Genomic DNA, 21,804 nt, shown 5'->3' on the forward strand with positions numbered 1-21,804 from the left:
CGCTGTCGAAGCTGTCAGGCATCGGCTCGGACGGCCTGACCGGCGGCACCCGTGGCAGCAGAGGTGGCTTTCCTCAACCGTCGGATCGATGGAATTCGTTCAGAACGGCGCCGAGAGCGTCAGCAATCACCTGTGGGGCTTCGAGCGGGCTGGTGTGGCCACCTGGCGCGACCACGAGATCGCCCTCGCGGCGGATCACGTCGGCGACGCCTCCGGCGATGGCATAATCCTGGGCGCCGCCCACGGCACGCCACGGGACCTGGATTTCGCCCAGCAGGTGCACTGTGTCATGGGGGGCAAGCAGAACAGAGGTCAGCGTCTGCCGGATGCGGGTTCGACCCATGGTAGACAGCCGTGCGGCCATCTGGCTGGCCACGTCTGGATGATCCGAGAGGTAGTCGGCGCCGACCAGAGATCGGGCAGCCATCCGTCCGTATGCGGTCGATGGCAATCCCGCAGCGAGGAGAGCGCGTTGAGCGTGGAACCCAATCCGGGTTAGTCCATGGTTTCTCACCAGCGGAGTGTTGGACAGCACCAGGCCACGAACCAGATCCGGGCGGGCCACGGCCAAGCGCAGGCCGACCATCCCACCCCAGCTGTGGCCGACAATCACGACGGGAAGGGCGTCTTCGGCCGTCAAGGTCGATGTGACGGCATCCATCGCAGCATCGAGGTTGGTCAAGCCGGCCGGGTCGCTGGCGCCGTGTCCAGGCATGTCGAGTGCCACCGCGCGAACGTCAGATCGGAGTTTCAGCACCTGGTCCCACAGGGTGTGGTCCATGAAGACGCCGTGCAGAAGCAGCACGGCCGGAGAACGACCATCCCGCGTGTACGCGGCCAGCCGACCACTCATCGTTGAATCCTTCCGCCAGTGGAACTCTCGCCGGACCCACCGCAAATACCCGGCGTGAAGATTCTGGTGGTGGTATCGGAACTTATCAAGAGCCGTGACAATTCCGCTGAAGCAGATCCCGCACAGTCACCGTTCACGCAGCGCGGGGACGCGACGGGGGATGCCCGGTGCGTCATGCCCTTCCGTGACGGAATCTGGTGGAGTTCCGCTTCAACGTGTAGCCCGTAGTCCCGGCTGCAACTGTTCCCGTTTCGGACAACTGTGGCCGGCGCGCCGGCAACAGTTGTCCGTTACGGCAACAGTCGCCCTCATCTCGTGGGTGAGTACCTCTAGCGAGTAGCGGTCGGCGGGAGCGTGGGTCGAGGACAGGGCGGGTGAGTTGATCCAGCTCGCTTTGACGTTTGAGGGCCCGGCTAGGTCAACGAGAACAAGTCGGTGGGGGCGAGGATCGCCTCGATGATGCCGGTGTCCCGGCCGGTGAAACCGATCACGCCGTAGGTCATCGGCAGTCCGTAATCCGGAACCACGCCTGAGAATGACGACGGCATGTCGAGGGTGACAGAATCGATCCCGAAGGTTTCGTCATAATGCACTTGATCGGCAGGCTTGCCGTCAGCTGTTGCTTCGAAGTCCTGCCCGGTCTGAACGCCGTTGACATCCTTGATTGTGACACCGTTGGTGGCCATGGTTCCGGATGCTTTGACCAAAAAGGCGGGGTTGTACGGACCCGACCGCGGATTGAAATCTGCGTCATGACGGTTCACGGCAATCATGAAGCCGTCCCATTCCGTGAGGTCGGCCCTGGGGTAGTGGGAGGACTCCTCCACCGATTCTGACGTCGGGTCGCCGAGAAGGCCCCTGAGTATGACCACAGCTGCATCCCCATCGCTCTGATAGTTCAGCGATGCGAGGACCGTGCCGTCGGCTGTGACGATATCGGTAGCTTCGGCGCCGATGATTATGGCTGCCGGCAGCGTGGCAGGTGTCGCCGATGGAGTGGGTTCCGGTGTGGCGGTTGCCTGGTCGGTCGCAACCGGTGTCGGTGACGATGCGGTGACATCGCTTTCGGCCTGGTCGGTGCTGCATGCGGCAAGGGTGAGCAGGGCGGCGGCCGCAATGAGGGTCAGAGCCAGTGGTCGGCGCATTCAGAGTCCTCCAGATTGTGAAATTGGGGCTTGGTCGGAGCTTACTTCCGCCTCGCGCGGCTCAGGTCGGTTTCGGGGCTCTGAGGCATAGCCACCGTGCATTCACGCTCCCCCAGAAAAGGTCACACGCCCCAATTCGGTGACGGAGTGCGGAACTCAGTGATGGGACCGAGCGGATTGGCGGCGATGAGCCAGACGGAGAACGTCAGTTCTGACTGGGAACCCACGGGTGGTAACGACACGAGACCAACGTTGATGTCGAGTCTGCTGCCCTGTGGGCGTGCGGTGTCGGGGTATCGTGCCGCGATCTCGGCGGCGTCATCTCCAACCGCGATTCCGTCGACGGTGCTGATATGAACACCGTTCACGGCCGATGAGGAAACCTTGACCCAAGTGTTCGGTTCAGATGGTGTCCCTCTTGGCACACCATCCACGAGGACGAAATCGCCGTCCCATGGAGAAGGCGACTCAGGGGCTGTCGGCAGGACATCGCCCCAGATGTAATTGGTTCCCGAAGGCACCTCGTTGCCGCCCTCGTGTCGAACCGAGATCGGTGCGCTTCCGAAAGCCCTGGAAAGACCGGATACCACCTCGTCGGCCGGCTGAAAATAGTCGAACGTGGACAGGGTCGTGCCGGACGCGTCTCGAAGTTCAAACGACGTCGCAGTGATGAGGAGGTCCGTGACAGGGGCAGGAGCTGACGGATGCGGCGCTTCAGTCGGGCCCGGTGTTGCCGTTGCTGTCGTCGTCGGGCTTTCGCCGCCGAGGACAGAACCCGGTGGGCCGGAACATCCGGTCAGAAACAGACCCGTAACCAGAAACAGTGCTGCCAGCGTTTTGCCGACCCCCTCTGATACGCGCTGAGCGGCCATACGTCCCCCGATGTCGACTTACCGCTGACTGCAGCCGGGACATCGGTGCACAGGTTACGTATCGACGGCCGCGGGCTGCGGCATGTCTCTCGGTGACGGAGCTTTGTGACCTTCCGCCAGCGCTATGGTTCGGGAAGGACGGAATTAGGGGGAATTCGCATGGTTGACGACGTTTCCAGCGGCACGCGCCAGGGCAAGGGGTCGCGGGTGGCCGCGGTTCTGGTATTCAGCATGCTGCTGACCGGGTGTGCAGGTGTTCAGGCGACTGGATCGACGGCGAGTCCGACGAGTTCCGCCGGTCCGACCGCCGGCACGAGCGCACCGACACCGACGCCGACGCCGACGCCGACGCCAAGTGCACCACCCGCTCCGACTGCCGTAAACCCGGACGACCCCGGTTTATGGGTCATCGGCTTCACCAGCGTCGGACCGTTGGCCGTCGGAGCCGAGATGGGTGCGGCAACGCAGTCGATGACCGCTTTCACCAGCAGCAACATCTTCGAGGGCTGCCCCTCGATCGTTTCCTTCGACAAACCCGGTTCCCCCGATGTCGTGATCACCGACACGGGGGAGAACGGCATCGTCAGGCAGATCGTGCTGCAGGGTGGGGTGGACCCCTCGGGCGTCGCGGCCGGTTCGCCGCGGACCAACAGTGGAATCGGGATCGGGGCCACGCTCGATGAGCTCATAACCGCGTACCCCACGCTCACCGACCTGAACGACTACTTCCGCCCCCACTACGCGGTACCCGACGAGAACGGGAATTGGATCCATTTCGCAGTGTCTGAGGGCGTGGTGTACACCATCGTTGTGCACGCCCATGCCTTCATGCCCCGAGAACTCTGCGGTTAGTCGACCCGGTTGAGATCGACAGTTCCGGTCGACTTTGACCCTTCAGATCGGAAATGACGAGCAACAAGGCGCCGCCGGGATTGATGCACGCCGCGGCTCGTTCGAAGGGGGCATTCCCGACGCAATCCACGATGACGTCATAGGTTTCCCCTCGATCAGGAAGTCCTCGGTGGTGTAGTCGATCATCCTTTCTGCGCCGAGTGCGGTCACCAGTTCGGCGTTGGCACCGCTGCACACGCCCGGGACGCGCGCGCCCAACTGCTTGGCGAGCTGCACCGCCGCCGTGCCCACGGCACCGGATGCGCCGTTCACGAGAACCATGTCGCCAGGCTTGATCGCGACCCGGCTCAGAAAAGCGTCGGCGGTGAGTCCGCCGAACGCGAGAGTCACGCCCGCGCCCACGGCCTCGACGACGCCGGCGACATCCATGCCCGGGACCCGCTTGCGGGGGCGGAATACTCCGAGCGCGAGCGCGACCGGCAGGGCCAGTCCCCTCGGAACGTTGCGCGAGGAGCGTTGTCACTCGCGTCGAGCGACAGTCAGCCGACGCCGATCCGAGGGTCCCGTCGCCGGGCATCGGCAACCCACTCACTGACCAGCGTGGTCTTGCCGAAACCGGCCAGGGCGGAGAGGAGGGTCAGCTTTCCGCCCGAGCGGAGCCCCTCGTGCAGGCGTTCGACCAGGCGCGGTCGAGGAACTGCTTGGGATCACAGCCGCGGGATGAAGAGTTTTGTGGCCAGGACCGGCATCGCCAAGTCGTCATCTGAGGCACCGGAGGGTGGCGGCGTCAGCGCAGCATCCGTCGCATCAGGATGCGCGGAAAGCCGCCCGTGACGGTGCTGGTGTCGGCGGCCTTCGTGAAATGTTCCCGCTCGAACCTGCTGCGCGTGCCCACGTAGGTCATCGCGCGAGCACGCCGGGAGCGAGGAAGAGCAGCTGGAACCGAAATTCTGGTGAGGGCCGCGAGCCGCGAGCCGCGAGCCGCGAGCCGTCAGTTCGAGGGTCAGCCCCGCATCGGGGGCCGCATGCTCGGCTCGACCTCGGGTTCGAAGGCGTCGACCCGCAGATTCTGGTCACCGGTCGCGAGGACCCAGGCGGTGCCGACGTACTCAATCCGGCTCATTTCGCCGGCACCGAAACCCACGTTGAAGCCGCCCGTCAGAAGGAGGCCCTCGTCGTCGTTCCCATCGAACAGGGTGGGGGTGGTGGTTCTCAACGAGTCTTCGGTCAGGTTGCTTGTTCCCCGTTCGTCGCGGATGGCGGCGTCGACGATCGCCGCATCCGTCGCACTGTAGGCGGTCGAGAACGTCGTACTCACCACGAGCACGGGGGTCTGCCGATCGAGGCCGGGCGCCGCGAAGATCCTGTCCACGGCGAGCTCGGTGCTCGTGGCTCGCGGTCCGCCGTCGCGGCCCAGCGGGGAAGGCAGGCTCTGAGTCATGATCACGCCCGAGTCCCTCAGCCCGAAGCTCTCAACCAGGGGGGAAAGGTAGGACTGCGCGGACGGAGTGAACGATTCCTTCACCGTCTCGAACCAGACGGTGTCAGCGGTCGAGTAGTCGTCCAGGCGGCTCGAATCGAGGCCCAGCTCCGCGACATACCGCAGGGCAACACTCTGAGCGGCTTCGGCCTCATCGAGGGTGAAGCCATACGTCTCCAACGACTCGAGGTCGACGGTCGCGGCATCGAACTGTGCCGCGGCGGAGTCAGGGTCGAGTGCGGTGCGGCAGTACGACCCGAAGGCGTCGGTGATCTGCTCGTCGGCGATCACGTCACCCCAGGGTCCCTGGCTCGGCGACTCCGGGCAGGACACTGCGGCCGCCGTCGGAGCGGATGTTGCGGGTGCGGTGGTGGTGGCCGGCGTGGTCGCGGCGGTCGGGCTGCCGCCGCTGGCGGGTGCACCCGCGCAGCCGGCCAGAGCGAGCAGCAGAGCCGCGGTGGTCCCTAACTTCGCTGCAGAGGCCAGTCTGTCCCGCGCCGTGGCGGGGCGCGCGAACGTGCGCACCGCCGCGTGCTCCTGGCCGTCAGCGTCGGATGAGTGGCGAATGAAACCGTTCATGTGAACCCCCTGCGGTGATTCTAGGGGGCGAGTGGCGACATCCGCAGTACTCAATCCGGAGGGCCTCCACCGGACGGCCCCGGAGCCGGCAGGTCGAACGTGGCGAGCACCGTGCGACCGCCCGCCGCCGCTCGGGGCGCCATGTCCACGAGGGCGATCTGGGTGAGGGTGAGAGCCTCGCCCTCGTGCACGCGCGAGCCGTTCTTGATGGTGACGTGGGCCCGGAAACCGGTGCCGGTGAACGCGGGCTCGTCGGGGGCGGACGCGACCGGTCGCACGGCGTCGACCAGCGCGCGGTGCAGCTCGGTCAGGGCCGGGTCCGCGTGCACGAGCGTCACCGGTACGTCCTCGCGCCGCCCGAACAGTGCGTCGGAGCCCGCGATCGCCGTGAGGGCGGTGCGGCCGGCGGCCGTGGCGGCGATGACGCGGGCGATGACGGATGCCGCGGCATCGGTGTGAAAAGGTGGCAGCACGGTGATGTGCAGCGGCCAGTCCGACACGAGGAAGCTGTCTCCGGTACGCAGCGGTGTGAGCGGGAGGACGACGACGAGGCGGGGCATGCGCCGATTCTAGGCGAGTCCCACCGGACCGCCGCCGGTGCCACAATGGGCGCATGATGCTGCACCTCACCGGCGATGCCGACGCCGACGCCCTGCTCAGTGACGACCCGTTCGCGCTCCTTTTGGGGATGCTGCTGGACCAGCAGATCGCGATGGAGTCCGCGTTCGCCGGTCCGGCCAAGATCCGCGACCGGATCGGCACGCTCGACCCCGCGGCCATCGCCGGCTTCGACGCCGCCGCGTTCGTCGAGGTGTTCCGGGCCACGCCGGCCGTGCACCGCTATCCCGGATCGATGGCCGCGCGTACGCAGGCCCTCGCGGGTGTGGTCGCCACCGACTGGAGCGGAGACGCGTCCGCCCTGTGGACCGCCGGCTCCCCGGACGGCGCGGAGATCCTGCGGCGCCTGAAGGGGCTCCCGGGGTTCGGCGAGCAAAAGGCGAAGATCTTCCTTGCCCTGCTCGGCAAGCGGCAGGGACTCAGCGCGACCGGCTGGCGCGAGGCATCCGCTCCCTACGGCGAGGACGGCTCGTTCCGGTCCGTCGCCGACATCGTCGACCCCGAATCGCTGACCCGGGTACGGGAGACCAAGCGCGCGGCGAAGGCTGCCGCCAAGAAGGAGTAGACATGGTGCGTTTGCTGATCCGCACGGTCATCTTCCTCGGCTCCGCCGCGCTCGGGCTGGGGGTGGCATCGCTGGTGCTCGACGGTTTCACCCTCACCTGGCAGGGATTCCTGGTCACGGTGCTGGTCTTCGCCGCGGCGCAGACCATCCTGTCGCCATTCATCGTAAAGCTCACTGCCCGCAATGCGCCGGCATTCCTGGGCGGGGTCGGGCTGGTGTCGACCTTCGTGGCGCTCCTGGTCGCATCCGTCGTCGCGAACGGGCTCGTCATCACCGGCTGGCAAACCTGGATTCTGGCCACCCTGGTGGTCTGGCTGGTCACGGCCGTGGCGACCGTGACCTTGCCGCTGCTGTTCCTGCGCAAGGCGGTTCAGAAGCGTAGCGACCGAAAGTAGGGGTGCCTCCGGCATCCCGTGGATTGCCAGGCATTGACCTCCTGACCGGCGGCGATACTCTATGCAAAGAATCAGGAAACTCGTACTAAATTCCTATTAGGCAATCAGGTAGGTAATTCAGTTGCCTAATAATCAATTATCACAGCAAGGTACTTGGTCACTGCTATTTACTGGACTTTCTCGCTCACCGGAGGACAAAGTGATACCCGATTCCCTCACCCAGATTCAATACGACACCGTCTACAACATGTTTTCGCTCGTCATCGCCTCACAGCTGTTCACGTCGATCTTCCTCATCATCGGCCTTAAGCGGGTCCTCCCGCGTTATCGTCAGGCGATGACCGTCGCGGCGATCGTCTGTGGCATCGCCGCCTACCACTATTTCCGCATCTTCGACTCCTTCAAGGCGGCGTTCGTCACCGACGCCATCGGCGGAGCGGGCGACTACGTCCAGGTCGCCGGGGCATCCTTCAACGAGGGGTACCGCTACGTCGACTGGCTGCTCACCGTGCCGCTGCTGCTGCTCGAACTGATTGCGGTTCTCGCTCTGGCGCGCAAGGTGCAGACCAGCCTCCTCTACCGGCTCATCCCCGCGTCGGCGCTGATGATCGCTCTCGGGTACCCCGGTGAACTCACCGCGGACAACGGCATGCGCGGCATCTTCGGGCTCCTTTCCACCATTCCGTTCGCCTACATCCTCTACGTCCTGTTCATCGAGCTGACCAAGTCCCTTGACCGCCAACCGGTCAGCGTGCGCCGCACGATCAGCCAGCTACGGCTCCTCCTGCTGCTGACCTGGGGCGTCTACCCGATCGCCTACCTGCTGCCCATGCTCGGAATCGACGGCTCGGATGCCTGGGTCGGCAAGCAGATCGGGTACTCGATCGCCGACATCCTGGCCAAGTGTCTCTACGGTCTGATCATCTTCCACATCGCACGCATGAAATCGTTCGCGGACGACCCGGCGTTCGCCCGCATGGAACTGTCCGTCGATGAGGCCGAGGAGGTGGCCACCCCCACGAACCCGCGGGGGAAGTGACAGCCTGTGCTCATCGCCCTGGACGATGGAGACGCGGCAGCCGTGGTGCGGCGCCATCTGCACCACCTGGTCGACGACGAGGTGCGGGCCAGTCCCGGCATCCGCGGCGGCCAGACCAGCGCCGACCGCGCCCTGGCCGGGTTCTCGGTCGCCGGCTATGCGGCCCGGCGCAGCCAGGTACTGCCCGAAACCGATCGCGGGGCGTCCCGGCTGTCACCGTACATCCGGCACGGCCTGTTGCCGCTGCCCCGGGTGTGGGAGCACGTCGCCGACGGACCGGACCGGGACACCCGCAAGTTCCGGGACGAGTTGCTCTGGCAGGAATACGCCCGGCATCTCTATGCGCGGGTGGGCGCGGCCCTGCACCGGAACCTGCGCTTCGCGGCCCCCTGGGCGGGAGCCTTCGAACCCGAGGCCTGGCCGCGGCGCATGAACTGCGTCGATTCGGTCGTGTCGGAGCTGGAAACCGACGGCTGGCTGGTCAACCAGACCCGGATGTGGCTGGCCTCCCAGTACACGGTCCGGTCCGGCGCCGGGTGGTATGCCGGCCAGGAGGAGTTCTACCGGCACCTGCTCGACGGCTCCCGCGCGGCCAACCTGCTCGGCTGGCAGTGGACCGTGGGCGCCGGCACCGGCAAACCCTACGGCTTCGCGCGCTGGCAGGTTGAGAAACGCGCCCCGCAGCTCTGCCGGGACTGCCCGCTCGCCCGCGCCTGCCCGATCGAGCAGTTTCCGGTGGACGCGGCGCCGGTGCCGGTGACGGATGCGCCCGCGAACCTCACGCACGATCCGCACCTGTCCGCCACACGGGGACCCGTCGTCGTCCGGCGCCGCACCCCACGGTCGGTCCTGCTCACGGTGGACTCCCTGGGCGACGCCGATCCGGCCCTCGAGGCGCATCCCACGCTTCCGGCGGTCTTCGTCTTCGACGAGCCGGCCCTGGCCCGGCTGCGGCTCTCGAGCAAGAGACTCATCTTCACCGTGGAGACCCTGCAGGATCTGGCCCGGCGCCGCGACGTGGTCGTGCACCGGGGCGACCCGCGAGAAATCGTCCCGGGCCTCGACGCCGCGGTCACGTCCGCGCCGGTGCCCAGCTTCGCGCGCTACGCGGAGGGCGCGGCCGAACTGCAGCCGTGGCCGTGGCTGGTGGCGCCGCACGGCGGCTCGGTGGCCAGTTTCTCCGCCTGGCGCCGGACATCGGCGGGCGTCTAGAGCCCGAAAACGAGGCTCCGAAAACGAGGCAGGGGCTAGCGGCCCTGGCGGCGCTTGCCGGGACGCGGCTGACCCTTGACCTCGGGCGCACGGCCCTTCCCCTTGGCCGCCTTGGCTTTGCCGCCCGCGGGAAGCGGCGGCTTCCAGGGCTCATCCGAGGCGGCCAGCTCGGCGCGGGCATCCGTCAGAAACAGGGTCCCCGCGGTGGTGAGCCGGGTGGTCTCCGTGGTGCGGTCGATGAGGACGACGCCGAGGTTCGCCTCGAGTTTCGCGATCGAGGAACGCAGCTTCGGGGTGGAGATCTTGAGGTTCATCGCGGCGCGCGGGAAGTGCAACTCCTCGGCGACGGCGATGAAATGCCGGAGGAGGGTGATGTCCACGGAACGCCTTTCTTGATGCGCCGCACGAATCGCGGGCAGAGTCACTAGGGTACGCGTTCCCGCTGCGGGTGTCGCCAGGAGCTCGCACCAGGGGCGCAGCGTGCTGCCGGGCCCGCACACGGTAGGCTGGCAATGCATATCCTCAAGTGAATATCGGGCCATCAAGGTCGATGCGGGAGAGTTCGACGCCGAGAGGCAGTCGAACACCGAAGGAGCAATCCTCCCCGACAATCTCTCAGGTACTCGTACCGCATCGGACTGGCCACTCTGAAAAGTAGTCGCGGCACCAGCGCGGCTCGCCCATGGTGAAAATCGCACCCGACCAACGGATGCGGTGAAGCTCTCAGGCCTGACGACAGAGGGGGAGTTCCCAGGGGTTCGTTCGATCGATCGCGCCCCCGAGATTCTCGCTCGGCCTCCGGCCGGCGACAACCTGGAGAACTCATGACCTCGGACACTGCCGCCCACAACGATTCCACCCCCACGGTGGAGCGTTTCTCCCCGCTGCACCAGGCGCACGTCGATGCCGGTGCCGGCTTCACGGACTTCGCCGGCTGGCAGATGCCGGTGCGCTACTCCAGCGATCTCGCCGAGCACCACGCCGTGCGCACCAGCGCGGGCATCTTCGACCTCTCGCACATGGCCGAGATCGTTGTGACCGGGCCGGACGCCGGGGCCTACCTCGACTACGCCCTGGCCGGCAAGCTCTCCGCCATCGACCTGTTGCAGGCCAAGTACAGCCTCATCCTCAATCGTGCCGGCGGCATCATCGACGACATCGTCGTCTACCGCACCACCGAGAACGAGTACCTCGTCATCGCCAACGCGGGCAACCGCTTCCAGGCCTTCGAGGCGCTCGCGGCCCGCGCTGCGCGCTTCGACGTCACCGTCACCGACCGGAGCGACGACGTCGCCCTGATCGCCGTGCAGGGCCCGAACTCGCGCGCCATCCTCGAGGCCACGGCGGGTCTCACGGTCGACGGCGACCTGTCCGCTCTCAAGTACTACCGCGCCCTGGGCGGCACCTTCCAGGCCGGCACCGTGCTCATCGCCCGCACCGGCTACACCGGCGAAGACGGTTTCGAGCTCTACGTCGACGTGCCGGATGCCGCGGCGCTCTGGGATGCGCTCCGCGCGGCGGGCGCATCTTTCGGACTCGTCCCGGCGGGACTCGCCAGCCGCGACACCCTCCGCCTCGAGGCCGGCATGCCGCTCTACGGCCACGAACTGAGCACCTCCACATACCCGGCGCAGGCCGGGCTCGGCCGCGTCGTCAACCTCGCCAAGGAGGTCGACTTCGTCGGCCGCGAGGCCAGCGAAGAGGGTCCCAGCGCCGAGGCCCGCGTGCTCGTGGGCCTCGCGTCGGCCGGCAAGCGCGCCGGGCGGGCCGACTACCTGGTGTATCGCAGTGCTGACGCGACCGTGGCCGACGGCGTGATCACGAGCGGGGCGCTGTCGCCGACACTCGGACATCCGATCGCGATGGCCTACGTGGCCCCCGGGCTGGCGAGACTCGGCACCGAGGTCTTCGTCGACGTGCGCGGCACCCGCATCCCCGCGACCGTGACCGCCCTTCCGTTCTACAAGCGTCAGAAATAATCCACCCCCTCGAGAGGAACACCCCCATGGCTGAGCACTCTGAACTCCAGTACACCGCCGAGCACGAGTGGGTGCAGGTCGACGGCGACACCGCCACCGTCGGCATCACCGCCTACGCCGCCGACAAGCTCGGCGACGTCGTCTTCGTCGAGCTGCCCGCCGTCGGCAGCGACGTCGCCGGCGGCACCGTCGTCGGCGAAATCGAGTCCACGAAATCGGTCGGCGAACTCTTCGCCCCCGTCACGGGCACGATCGCCGAGACCAACGACGCCGTCGTCGAGAGCCCCGAGCTCGTCAACAGCGACCCCTTCGGCGCCGGCTGGCTGCTGAAGGTCACGTTCACCGAACTTCCTCCCCTCCTCAGCTACGCCGAATACTCCGCCCTCATCGGCGAATAACGAACACGAATAGCGCAGGTTCCCGCACCCATGTCACAGCCCTTCACTCAGCGACACATCGGCACGGATGCCGGCGCGCAGTCCCGCATGCTGGCCATCCTCGGTTACGACTCGGTCGACGCCCTCGTCAACGCGGCCGTGCCCGCCTCGATCCAGGTGGACCGGTTCCGCACCATCGGTGACAGCACCCTGCCGCCGGCGGCCACCGAGCGTGAGGCCATCGCCGAGCTGCGGGACCTCGCCGGCCGCAACACCGTGAAGCGGTCCATGATCGGGCTCGGCTACTACGACACCGTCACCCCGGCCGTGATCAAGCGCAACGTGTTCGAGAACCCCAGCTGGTACACCGCGTACACGCCGTACCAGCCCGAAATCTCCCAGGGCCGCCTCGAGGCTCTGATCAACTTCCAGACCATGGTCGCGGACCTGACCGGGCTGTCCACGGCCAACGCGTCCATGCTCGACGAGTCGACCGCCGTGGTGGAGGGCATGCTCCTCACCCGCCGGGCGTCGAAGTCGAAGTCGACCCGGTTCGTCGTCGACGCCGACGCGCTGCCGCAGACGAAGGCGCTGCTGGGCAATCGCGCGGCCGCCCTCGGGATCGACCTGGTGGAGGTCGATTTGGCCGCGGCCGCGACGGATGCGCCCACCGACCTCGGCGAGTACTTCGGGGTCTTCGTGCAGTACCCCGGCGCCTCGGGTCGGGTCTGGAACCCGGCCGGCGTCATCGCCGCCGCCCAGGCCCAGGGCGCCCTCGCCGTGGTGGCCGCCGACCTGCTCGCCCTGACCCTGATCACCTCACCCGGCGAACTCGGCGCGGACGTGGCCGTGGGCACCAGCCAGCGTTTCGGCGTGCCGATGGGGTTCGGCGGTCCGCACGCGGGCTACATGGCCGTGCGCACGGGCCTCGAGCGCCAGCTTCCCGGCCGCCTGGTCGGCGTCAGCGTGGACGCGGCCGGCCACCCGGCCTACCGGTTGTCGCTGCAGGTGCGTGAGCAGCACATCCGTCGTGACAAGGCCACCTCGAACATCTGCACCGCCCAGGTCCTCCTGGCCGTGATGGCCGGCATGTACGCCGTCTACCACGGGCCCGACGGCCTGAAGGCGATCGCGCGCCAGGTGCACGAGCGGGCCGGGCAGCTTGTCGTCGCCCTCCTCGCCGCCGGCGTCGACGTCGTCACGGCGACCTTCTTCGACACGGTCCGGGTCTCCGTTCCCGGCCGCGCCGCCGAGATCACCCTGACCGCCGCCGACAGCGGCATCAACCTGCACCTGGTCGACGCGGACACCATCGGCATCGCCGTGGACGAGACGACGACCCTCGCCGATCTCGCCCGGGTCGTCGGTTCGTTCGGCGGCCGGGACGCCTTCGGCCTGGTCGACTTCAGCATGGTCGAGGCCGGCCTGCCGCCCGAACTGCACCGCACCAGCGAGTTCCTCACCCACCCGGTGTTCAACACGCACCGCTCGGAGACGAGCATGATGCGCTACCTCAAGCGGCTCGCCGACTACGACTACGCGCTCGACCGCGGCATGATCCCGCTCGGTTCCTGCACCATGAAGCTGAACGCGGCCACCGAGATGGAGGCCGTCAGCTGGCCCGAGTTCGGCGGGCTGCACCCGTTCGCGCCGCGCGCCGACGTCGAGGGCTACCTGGAACTGATCCGGCAGCTCGAAACCTGGCTGACGGATGTCACCGGCTACGACTCGGTATCGCTCCAGCCCAATGCCGGCAGCCAGGGTGAACTCGCGGGACTGCTCGCGATCCGCGGCTTCCACCTCTCCACCGGGGACACCCAGCGCACGGTCTGCCTGATCCCGTCCAGCGCGCACGGCACCAACGCGGCATCCGCCGTGCTGGCCGGCATGAAGGTCGTCGTCGTCGCCTGCGACGAGCTCGGCAACGTCGACCTGGACGACCTGCGCGCCAAGATCGCCCAGCACGCCGAGAACCTGGCCGCGCTGATGATCACCTACCCGTCCACGCACGGTGTCTACGAGCACGAGGTCGGCACCATCTGCCGGGCCGTGCACGACGCCGGCGGCCAGGTCTACGTCGACGGCGCCAACCTGAACGCCCTGCTCGGCTTCGCCCGGTACGGGGACTTCGGCGGCGACGTGTCGCACCTCAACCTGCACAAGACGTTCTGCATCCCGCACGGCGGCGGCGGTCCCGGCGTCGGCCCGGTCGCGGCCAAGGCCCACCTCGCACCGTTCCTGCCGGGGCATCCGCTGGCCCAGAGCGAGGAGCACTACCTGCTCGGTGCCGGCGACGCGGCCTCCGGCGAAGACGGTGCCGGCAGCACGGTCGGCGGCACGGTCGTGCACGCCGGCGGGCCGGTATCGGCGGCGCCGTACGGCAGCCCGAGCATCCTGCCCATCTCCTGGGCCTATGTGCGCATGATGGGGGCCGAGGGTCTGCATGAGGCCACCGGCGCCGCGGTGCTCGCGGCCAACTATGTGGCCAAGCGGCTCGAGGCGCACTACCCGGTGCTGTACTCCGGCGACAACGGCCTCGTCGCCCACGAGTGCATCCTCGACCTGCGCCCGCTCACCGAGGCCACCGGGATCAGCGTCGACGACGTGGCCAAGCGTCTCGTCGACTACGGCTTCCACGCGCCGACCATGAGCTTCCCGGTTTCCGGCACGCTGATGATCGAACCGACCGAGAGCGAAGACCTGGCCGAGATCGACCGGTTCGTCGAGGCCATGATCGCGATCAAGGCCGAAGCGGATGCCGTGGCCGCCGGCCGCTGGCCGGCCGAGGACAACCCGTTGCAGGGCGCCCCGCACACCGCGCAGTCGGTGATCGAGGGGGAGTGGACGCACGCCTACGACCGTGAAACCGCGGTCTACCCGGTGCGTAGTCTCATCCGTGGCAAGTACTGGCCGCCGGTGCGCCGCATCGACAACGCCTTCGGCGACCGCAACCTCGTCTGCGCCTGCCCGCCGCCCGAGGCCTTCGAGTAGAGCGCCCCGACCCCTCGCCGAGCCGTGAGAAACGCCCCTCTTCTTCGATAAAAAGGGGGCCGAACTCACGGTTCGGCGAGGTTTTTCCGCCGGTGTGCGGGTCAGGCGGCGGGGGCGAGGAGCCCGGGCCACCAGGCGAGGGCGAGCGGATAGCCGACGAAGGAGACGATGTCGAGGATCCAGTGCGCGATCACGAGCGGCATCGTGCGTCCCCAGCGCAGGTAGCACCAGCCGAACAGAACCCCCATGGCGGCATTGCCGAAGAAGGGGCCGATGCCCTGGTACAGGTGGTAGCTGCCTCGCAGCAGCGCCGAGGACACGATGATCGTCCAGGTCGACCAGCCCAGCTCGCGCAGCCGGGTGAACAGGTAGCCGACCACGATCAGCTCCTCGACCAGCGCCGAGCGCAGCGCCGAGAACACCAGGATCGGGATCGTCCACCAGAACGTGTCGAGCGGTGACGGCACGACCGCCACGGTGAAGCCGAGGGACCGCCCGGCGAGGTAGAGCGCCAGCCCGGGGATGCCGATCACGAGCACCAGTCCGCAGCCGCGCAGCACGTCGCGCCCCAGCTGAGTGAAATCGAAGCCCAGCCTCCGGAAAGAACTCTGCCCGGGCAGCCACAGCAGGTAGAGCACCAGCCCCACCGCGAACAGGGCGAAGAAGATCCCCAGGAACTGATAGCTGAAGTCGAGCCATTCCCGGGGCGACTGCGACCCGTTCAGAGTCGCCGACTGCTCCGAGAGCGGCCGGGTGTCGGTCAGCCGGGCGATGATCGAAATGATCGAATAGAGAGCGGATGCCCCGAGCGAGAGCCCGAGGACGATGCCCACCTCCCAGCGGAGTGCGGTGCGATTGGCGCCGAGAGTCACGCGCCGGGCTTCATCCGGCAGGCCGGCGTTCCCCCGGGCAGGCGGTGGCGGTACCGCGCCACGAACCGGTAGCCCCCTTCAGCCGCCCAGGACCACGGCGGCACGGTGCCGAGCCAGCCGAGGGCGCGCCATGCCGCATTCGGCTGGTGCCGGAGCAGGGCGGACACGGCCGCGGCGCCGCCGAACTGATGACCGTCGACGATCAGCCAGACCCGGGACTGGGCATCCTTCGTCGTCAGCGCAAGGGAGGCCAGGTCGGTCCACTGATACGGGGCGGAGGCCGGCATGCCGGGAAGCAGGCGCTTCATGGTGTTCACGGACGTTGTGCAGAATGCGCAGTCTCCGTCGAAGATCAACAGCGGAGGACGTGCGGAGGCGGGGACGGTCATCTTCCAATCCTCCCACTGCCCCGAACGGGCAGGTTGCTGAATTCGGCGGGGGGATTGCGCGCAAGAACGTGCTGTGGTGCAACTATCCTGCGCAGTTTGTTTCGCATGTGTAACGTTTGCCCAATAGATTATGCGAACTCCGCGCCCGCTCTTTACGGTTGATAAAAACCAGATGTCTGCGTGCTCATGGGCCGTGTGACATTCCCTGCGCACTGGAGGAAAATTGAAAATCAGGAGACTGGGCATACCTGCCATCGCTCTGGCCGCCGCGGGAGCGCTCATGCTCTCCGGTTGTGCGAGCGGAGACGCCACCCCGGCCGAGGGCGACACCGCGGCGATCATCACGACGAACGGCTCCGAGCCGCAGAACCCGCTGATCCCCACGAACACCACGGAGACCGGTGGCGGCAAGATCGCCACCTCGATCTTCGCCGGACTCGTCTCGTACAACGCCAAGGGCGAGACCGAGAACGAGGTCGCCAAGTCGATCGAGTCCGACGACGCGCAGAACTGGACCGTCACGCTCAACGACGGTTGGGAGTTCACCAACGGCGAGGCCGTCACGGCCAACTCCTTCGTGGATGCCTGGAACTTCGGCGCCAAGTTCAGTAACGCCCAGAGCGCCTCCTACTTCTTCGACGACATCGTGGGCTTCGACTATGAAGCCGACTCGGAGCTGACCGGCCTGAAGGTCGTCGACGACTCCACCTTCACGGTCGAGCTGGCCTCTCCCGAGGCCGACTGGCCGCTGCGCCTCGGCTACACGGCGTTCATGCCGCTCCCGTCCGCCGCGTACGACGACATGGAAGCCTTCGGCGAGGACCCGATCGGCAACGGCCCGTACATGCTGGCCAAGAAGGGTGCCTGGGAGCACGAGGTCAAGATGGACCTCGTCACCAACCCCGATTATGACGGTGTGCGCAAGCCCGCCAACGGCGGCCTGACCTTCGTCTTCTACGCCTCGATGGATGCCGCGTACGCGGATGTGCAGGGTGGCAACCTCGACGTGCTCGACGCCGTGCCGGACGCCGCGTTCGAATCCTACGAGTCGGACTTCCCGGAACGCTTCGTGAACCAGCCCGCCGCCATCTTCCAGGGCTTCAACATGCCGTACTACCTCGAGCACTGGAGTGGTGAGGAAGGCAAGCTGCGCCGCGCCGCCATCTCGATGTCGATCGACCGCAAGGAAATCACGGACGTCATCTTCCAGGGCACCCGCACCCCCGCGACCGACTTCACCTCGCCGGTCATCGACGGTTACTCCGACTCCCTCAAGGGTGCCGAAGTCCTCGAATACAACCCCGAAGAGGCCAAGGCCAAGTGGGCCGAAGCTGACAAGATCGCGCCCTACACCGGCACGTTCGACCTCGCCTACAACTCCGACGGCGGCCACGCTGCCTGGGTCGACGCGGTCACCAACAGCATCAAGAACACGCTGGGCATCGAAGCCATCGGCAAGCCGTACCCGACGTTCGCCGCGGCGCTGGACGACCGTGCCGCCGACAAGCTGACCGGTGGAACCCGTGCCGGCTGGCAGGGCGACTACCCGTCGCTGTACAACTTCCTCGCCCCGCTGTACCAGACCGGTGCCGGCTCGAACTACGAGGACTACACCAGCCCCGAGTTCGACGCGCTGCTCAAGAAGGGCGCAGCAGCGTCCTCCGTCGAGGACGCCACCGCGAAGTACCAGGAAGCACAGGAAGTCCTGCTCGCCGACCTTCCGACGATCCCGCTCTGGTACTCCAACGTGACCGGCGTCTGGTCCGAGTCGGTCGAGGGCGTCGTGTTCGGCTGGGACTCCGTGCCGCTGTACTCCGACATCACCAAGAGCGAGTAATCTTCGTTCAATCCGTTCGACAGCAGTAAATGAATGACAAGTGTGGGGTTCGGGGCGTTCAGCCCCGGACCCCACACTGACTAGACTCAACCAGTGATTGTGAATCTCATGTACATACGTTCCGGTTTGGGGACCTGATGATCTGGTATACCGGCAAACGGCTGCTTCAGATGATCCCGGTGTTTTTCGGTGCAACGCTCCTGATCTATTTCATGGTGTTCTCCCTTCCTGGAGACCCGATCGCGGCACTGTACGGCGACCGTCCCCCCGCTCCGGGCGTGATCGATCAGATCCGCGCCCAGTACAACCTGGACAAGCCGTTCATCGTGCAGTACTTCATCTATATCGGCAACTTCTTCCAGGGTGACCTCGGCACCACGTACTCCGGCCGCCCGGTCAGTGACGTGATGGCGAAGGCCTTCCCGATCACCGCCCGCCTGGCCCTGCTCGCTCTGGCCATCGAAGCGTTCTTCGGCATCCTCGTCGGCCTCATCGCCGGTCTCCGCAAGGGCAAGCTCTTCGACACCAGCGCCCTCGTGGTCAGCCTCCTCCTGATCAGCGTTCCCACGTTCGTGATCGGTTTCGTGCTGCAGTACGTCTTCGCGGTGCAGCTCGGCTGGGCGCGCACGACGGTGAGCAGCGAAGCTCCCCTCAATGAACTGCTGCTGCCGGCGCTCGTGCTGGCCTCGGTCTCATTCGCCTACATCGTGCGGCTCACCCGGGCCAGTGTCTCCGACAACCTCAACGCGGACTTCGTGCGCACCGCCACCGCGAAGGGCCTGTCCCGCCGCCGCGTCGTGGGTGTCCACGTGCTGCGCAACTCTCTGGTCCCCGTCGTGACCTTCCTCGGCGTCGACCTCGGCTCGCTTATGGTCGGTGCCATCGTCACCGAGGGCATCTTCAACATCAACGGCGTCGGCGGCACCGTCTACAAGGCGATCAAGCTCGGCGAAGGACCTACCGTGGTGTCGTTCATCGCGGTGATGGTCGTGATCTTCGTGCTGGCCAACCTGCTCGTCGACCTCCTCTATGCAGCTCTGGACCCGAGGATTCGCTATGCCAAATAAGAACCCGAACGCGCAGACGCACTACGTCGCGGCGCTGGAAGAAACCCCGGTCGAAACCGTCGACCGACTCGATGAATCGCAGAAGGCCCGCAGCACCTGGGCGGATGCCTGGGACGCCATGCGCGTGCGTCCCTCCTTCTGGATCTCGTCGGCCCTGATCCTCCTGATCGTCATCGTCGCCCTGTTCCCGAGCCTGTTCGCCCAGGTCTCGCCCACCCAGTGCGACCTCGGCGACAGCCACGCTGGTCCGGAAGACGGACATCCGCTCGGCTACACCCGCCAGGGCTGCGACATCTACGCCCGGATCATCTTCGGCACGCAGGCCTCGGTCACCGTCGGCCTCCTCGCCACGATCCTGGTCACCTTCACGGGCATCATCGTCGGCTCTCTCGCGGGTTACTACGGCGGCCTGCTCGACTCGATCGTCTCCCGCATCGGGGACATCTTCTTCGCCGTCCCCACCGTGCTGGGCGCCATCGTGCTCATGTCGGTCCTGCCGGAACGCACCCCGATCACCATCGCACTGGTGCTGTCGCTCTTCGCGTGGCCGCAGATCGCGAGAATCATGCGCGGCGCCGTGCTCTCCGCCCGCAACTCGGACTATGTGACGGCATCCGTCGCACTGGGCGTCAGCAAGTTCCGTATTCTGCTGCGCCACGTCGTGCCGAACTCGATCGCCCCCGTGATCGTGATCGCCACCGTCTCACTGGGCACGTTCATTGTGGCCGAGGCCACCCTGTCATTCCTCGGCATCGGCCTCCCGCCGGGCATCATGTCCTGGGGTAACGACATCGACGCCGCGAAGAGTTCGCTCCGCACCAACCCGCAGGTGCTGCTGTACCCCGCGGCGGCACTGTCCGTGACCGTTCTCGCGTTCCTTATGCTGGGCGACGTCGTGCGCGACGCCCTCGACCCCGAAGCGAGGGCCCGCCGATGAGCCAGACCATCATCGAACCCGTCAACGACAGCGCCGACCTCTCCAAAGAGCCTCTGCTGCAGATCCGCGACCTCGAGGTCGGGTTCCAGACCCAGCACGGCCTCGTCCCCGCCGTCCGCGGGGTCAGCCTCACCCTTTACGCCGGCCAGACGCTGGCGATCGTGGGGGAGTCCGGCTCGGGCAAGACCACGACCGCGCAGGCCATCATCAAACTCCTCGCCGGGACCGGCAAGATCACGGGCGGTCAGATCCTGTTCGAGGGCCGCGACCTGGCCGGGCTGTCGGACAAGCAGATGCAGGATGTGCGCGGTCGCCTGATCGGCTACGTGCCGCAGGACCCGATGAGCAACCTGAACCCCGTTTGGAACATCGGTTTCCAGGTCGAGGAGGCCATCAAGGCCAACAACGTGGCCCAGGGTAAGGCCGCGCACCAGCGCACGATCCAGGTGTTGCAGGAGGCCGGCCTGAGCGACGCGGAAGACCGCCTCAAGCAGTTCCCGCACCAGTTCTCCGGCGGCATGCGCCAGCGCGTGCTCATCGGCATCGGCCTCTCCGCCCGGCCGAAGCTCCTCATCGCCGACGAGCCCACCTCGGCGCTCGACGTCACGGTGCAGCGGCAGATCCTCGACCACCTCGGCACGCTCACCCGCGACTACGGCACGTCGGTGCTGTTCATCACCCACGACCTGGGCCTCGCGGCCGAGCGGGCCGAGCAGCTAGTCGTGATGTACAAGGGCAAGGTGGTCGAATCCGGGCCGTCGCTGGAGATCCTCGCCAACCCGCAGCATCCCTACACCCAGCGCCTCGTGGCCGCGGCTCCGAGCCTCGCCTCACGGCGCATCCAGTCGGCCAAGAGCGACGCCGCGGATGACGTGGAAATCTTCTCCGGCGGATCGCTCGACACGACCCTCGTGGCCCGTGCGGCCGAGCGCGAGCAGGCCGCCGAGACGGCAGACCTCATCAAGGTGCAGAACATCTCCAAGATGTACCGAATCCGCACCAAGGGTCTGAAGTACACCGAACTGCTGGCCGTCAATGACGTCTCCTTCGCCATCAAGAAGGGCACCACCACGGCGCTCGTCGGCGAATCCGGTTCGGGCAAGTCCACCGTGGCCAAGCTCCTCCTGCAGTTGGAGAGCATCACCAGCGGACAGATCGAATTCGACGGACAGGATGTCGCCGGGCTCAAGGGTGCGGCGCTGCTCAAGTTCCGGCGGCGCGTGCAGCCGGTCTTCCAGGACCCGTACGGTTCGCTGGACCCGCAGTACAACGTGGGCAACACGATCGCTGAGCCCTTGCTGGCTCATAAGATCGGCACCTCCGCGGAGCGGCAGGCCCGGGTGCGCGAGTTGCTCGACCAGGTCTCCCTGCCCTGGGCCACCCGGTACCGATACCCGAGCGAACTATCCGGCGGGCAGCGCCAGCGCATCGCCGTGGCGCGCGCCCTGGCACTGAAGCCGGACGTGCTTGTACTCGACGAGGCGGTTTCCGCCCTCGACGTGCTCGTGCAGGGACAGATCCTGAACCTGCTCACCGAGCTGCAGACGGAACTCGGACTGACCTACCTGTTCATCACGCACGACCTCGCCGTCGTGCGCCTCGTCGCCGACAACGTCTGCGTCATGCAGAAGGGCAGGATCGTCGAGACCGCGTCCACGGACGAGGTCTTCGACAGTCCTCGCGAGTCCTACACCCAGGAGCTGCTCGCGGCCATCCCCGGCGGCAACTTCCAGTTTGGCCGCTGA

The 21,804-nt window shown here is 66.8% G+C and carries 21 protein-coding genes and 2 riboswitches; of the genes, 12 read left to right on the top strand and 9 right to left on the bottom strand.

Annotated features, from left to right (window positions below; genetic code table 11):
* Window positions 1-73: 73 nt before the first annotated feature.
* The 3 genes from E3T23_RS08390 to E3T23_RS08400 all read right to left on the bottom strand — a co-directional run bounded on the left by E3T23_RS08390 (window position 74) and on the right by E3T23_RS08400 (window position 2,870).
* Window positions 74-853 (bottom strand): alpha/beta fold hydrolase, encoded by a 780-nt coding sequence (locus tag E3T23_RS08390; RefSeq protein WP_134369936.1) that lies wholly within the window; start codon window positions 851-853, stop codon window positions 74-76.
* A 413-nt stretch (window positions 854-1,266) separates the two neighbouring features.
* Window positions 1,267-1,998: a hypothetical protein gene (locus tag E3T23_RS08395; protein ID WP_134369937.1), complete on the bottom strand. Its 732-nt coding sequence runs from the start codon at window positions 1,996-1,998 to the stop codon at window positions 1,267-1,269.
* Between the two features lie 122 nt (window positions 1,999-2,120).
* Window positions 2,121-2,870 carry a hypothetical protein gene (locus E3T23_RS08400; protein ID WP_134369938.1) on the bottom strand — a complete coding sequence of 250 codons (750 nt, stop codon included), beginning with the start codon at window positions 2,868-2,870 and terminating at the stop codon, window positions 2,121-2,123.
* A gap of 159 nt (window positions 2,871-3,029) precedes the next feature.
* On the opposite strand from E3T23_RS08400, the gene E3T23_RS15240 reads away from it, so the two are divergent.
* On the top strand, window positions 3,030-3,722 hold the full coding sequence (locus tag E3T23_RS15240) for a hypothetical protein (RefSeq protein ID WP_166806253.1): 693 nt from the start codon (window positions 3,030-3,032) through the stop codon (window positions 3,720-3,722).
* Window positions 3,723-3,764: 42 nt separating this feature from the next.
* Here the strand turns inward: E3T23_RS15240 and E3T23_RS08415 are convergent, their stop codons facing one another.
* From E3T23_RS08415 to E3T23_RS08430, 3 genes are all read right to left on the bottom strand, one after another.
* A complete protein-coding gene (locus E3T23_RS08415; protein WP_198416200.1) occupies window positions 3,765-4,151 on the bottom strand; it encodes an MDR/zinc-dependent alcohol dehydrogenase-like family protein in 387 nt (128 codons plus the stop codon).
* Between the two features lie 574 nt (window positions 4,152-4,725).
* Window positions 4,726-5,781 carry a hypothetical protein gene (locus E3T23_RS08425; protein WP_134369941.1) on the bottom strand — a complete coding sequence of 352 codons (1,056 nt, stop codon included), beginning with the start codon at window positions 5,779-5,781 and terminating at the stop codon, window positions 4,726-4,728.
* Window positions 5,782-5,831: 50 nt separating this feature from the next.
* A complete protein-coding gene (locus E3T23_RS08430; RefSeq protein ID WP_134369942.1) occupies window positions 5,832-6,341 on the bottom strand; it encodes a 2'-5' RNA ligase family protein in 510 nt (169 codons plus the stop codon).
* Window positions 6,342-6,394: 53 nt separating this feature from the next.
* Between E3T23_RS08430 and E3T23_RS08435 the strand changes: the two genes are divergently transcribed.
* The 4 genes from E3T23_RS08435 to E3T23_RS08450 all read left to right on the top strand — a co-directional run bounded on the left by E3T23_RS08435 (window position 6,395) and on the right by E3T23_RS08450 (window position 9,610).
* Complete coding sequence (locus E3T23_RS08435) at window positions 6,395-6,964, top strand: HhH-GPD-type base excision DNA repair protein (protein ID WP_134369943.1); 570 nt, start codon at window positions 6,395-6,397, stop codon at window positions 6,962-6,964.
* A 2-nt stretch (window positions 6,965-6,966) separates the two neighbouring features.
* Window positions 6,967-7,359 (top strand): phage holin family protein, encoded by a 393-nt coding sequence (locus E3T23_RS08440; RefSeq protein WP_134369944.1) that lies wholly within the window; start codon window positions 6,967-6,969, stop codon window positions 7,357-7,359.
* Window positions 7,360-7,558: 199 nt separating this feature from the next.
* Window positions 7,559-8,398: a bacteriorhodopsin-like gene (locus E3T23_RS08445; RefSeq protein ID WP_198416201.1), complete on the top strand. Its 840-nt coding sequence runs from the start codon at window positions 7,559-7,561 to the stop codon at window positions 8,396-8,398.
* Window positions 8,399-8,404: 6 nt separating this feature from the next.
* The gene (locus tag E3T23_RS08450) at window positions 8,405-9,610 is read left to right on the top strand and encodes an FAD-binding domain-containing protein (protein ID WP_198416202.1); all 1,206 of its coding nucleotides are present in this window, start codon (window positions 8,405-8,407) and stop codon (window positions 9,608-9,610) included.
* Window positions 9,611-9,645: 35 nt separating this feature from the next.
* Here E3T23_RS08450 and E3T23_RS08455 read toward each other — a convergent pair whose 3' ends face one another.
* Window positions 9,646-9,990, bottom strand: a complete 345-nt coding sequence (locus tag E3T23_RS08455; RefSeq protein ID WP_134369945.1) for a LysR family transcriptional regulator — start codon at window positions 9,988-9,990, stop codon at window positions 9,646-9,648.
* 163 nt (window positions 9,991-10,153) lie between these two features.
* Window positions 10,154-10,251: riboswitch (glycine riboswitch) on the top strand.
* A gap of 1 nt (window position 10,252) precedes the next feature.
* Window positions 10,253-10,356, top strand: a riboswitch (glycine riboswitch).
* 78 nt (window positions 10,357-10,434) lie between these two features.
* Between E3T23_RS08455 and gcvT the strand changes: the two genes are divergently transcribed.
* The 3 genes from gcvT to gcvP are packed head-to-tail and all read left to right on the top strand — an operon-like array spanning window position 10,435 to window position 14,957.
* Entirely contained in the window at window positions 10,435-11,589 is a 1,155-nt protein-coding gene (gene gcvT / locus E3T23_RS08460) for a glycine cleavage system aminomethyltransferase GcvT (RefSeq protein WP_134369946.1), read from the top strand.
* Window positions 11,590-11,615: 26 nt separating this feature from the next.
* Window positions 11,616-11,987 (top strand): glycine cleavage system protein GcvH, encoded by a 372-nt coding sequence (gene gcvH, locus E3T23_RS08465; protein ID WP_134369947.1) that lies wholly within the window; start codon window positions 11,616-11,618, stop codon window positions 11,985-11,987.
* 30 nt (window positions 11,988-12,017) lie between these two features.
* Window positions 12,018-14,957, top strand: coding sequence for an aminomethyl-transferring glycine dehydrogenase (gcvP, locus tag E3T23_RS08470; protein ID WP_134369948.1), 2,940 nt, complete (start codon window positions 12,018-12,020; stop codon window positions 14,955-14,957).
* 101 nt (window positions 14,958-15,058) lie between these two features.
* Here the strand turns inward: gcvP and E3T23_RS08475 are convergent, their stop codons facing one another.
* Both E3T23_RS08475 and E3T23_RS08480 read right to left on the bottom strand, forming a co-directional pair.
* A complete protein-coding gene (locus E3T23_RS08475; RefSeq protein WP_198416203.1) occupies window positions 15,059-15,829 on the bottom strand; it encodes a CPBP family intramembrane glutamic endopeptidase in 771 nt (256 codons plus the stop codon).
* A complete protein-coding gene (locus E3T23_RS08480) occupies window positions 15,826-16,218 on the bottom strand; it encodes a thiol-disulfide oxidoreductase DCC family protein (RefSeq protein WP_134369950.1) in 393 nt (130 codons plus the stop codon). Before E3T23_RS08480 ends, E3T23_RS08475 begins: the two co-directional genes overlap by 4 nt.
* A gap of 223 nt (window positions 16,219-16,441) precedes the next feature.
* On the opposite strand from E3T23_RS08480, the gene E3T23_RS08485 reads away from it, so the two are divergent.
* From E3T23_RS08485 to E3T23_RS08500, 4 genes are all read left to right on the top strand, one after another.
* Window positions 16,442-18,055 (top strand): peptide ABC transporter substrate-binding protein, encoded by a 1,614-nt coding sequence (locus tag E3T23_RS08485; RefSeq protein ID WP_134369951.1) that lies wholly within the window; start codon window positions 16,442-16,444, stop codon window positions 18,053-18,055.
* A gap of 137 nt (window positions 18,056-18,192) precedes the next feature.
* Window positions 18,193-19,122 carry an ABC transporter permease gene (locus E3T23_RS08490; protein ID WP_134369952.1) on the top strand — a complete coding sequence of 310 codons (930 nt, stop codon included), beginning with the start codon at window positions 18,193-18,195 and terminating at the stop codon, window positions 19,120-19,122.
* Window positions 19,112-20,059, top strand: coding sequence for an ABC transporter permease (locus tag E3T23_RS08495; RefSeq protein ID WP_134369953.1), 948 nt, complete (start codon window positions 19,112-19,114; stop codon window positions 20,057-20,059). The genes E3T23_RS08490 and E3T23_RS08495 overlap by 11 nt, the downstream gene beginning before the upstream one ends.
* Window positions 20,056-21,804: a dipeptide ABC transporter ATP-binding protein gene (locus tag E3T23_RS08500; RefSeq protein WP_134369954.1), complete on the top strand. Its 1,749-nt coding sequence runs from the start codon at window positions 20,056-20,058 to the stop codon at window positions 21,802-21,804. Before E3T23_RS08495 ends, E3T23_RS08500 begins: the two co-directional genes overlap by 4 nt.

Origin of the sequence: Cryobacterium cheniae, assembly GCF_004403395.1 — a bacterium.
Classification (GTDB): Bacteria; Actinomycetota; Actinomycetes; order Actinomycetales; family Microbacteriaceae; genus Cryobacterium; species Cryobacterium cheniae.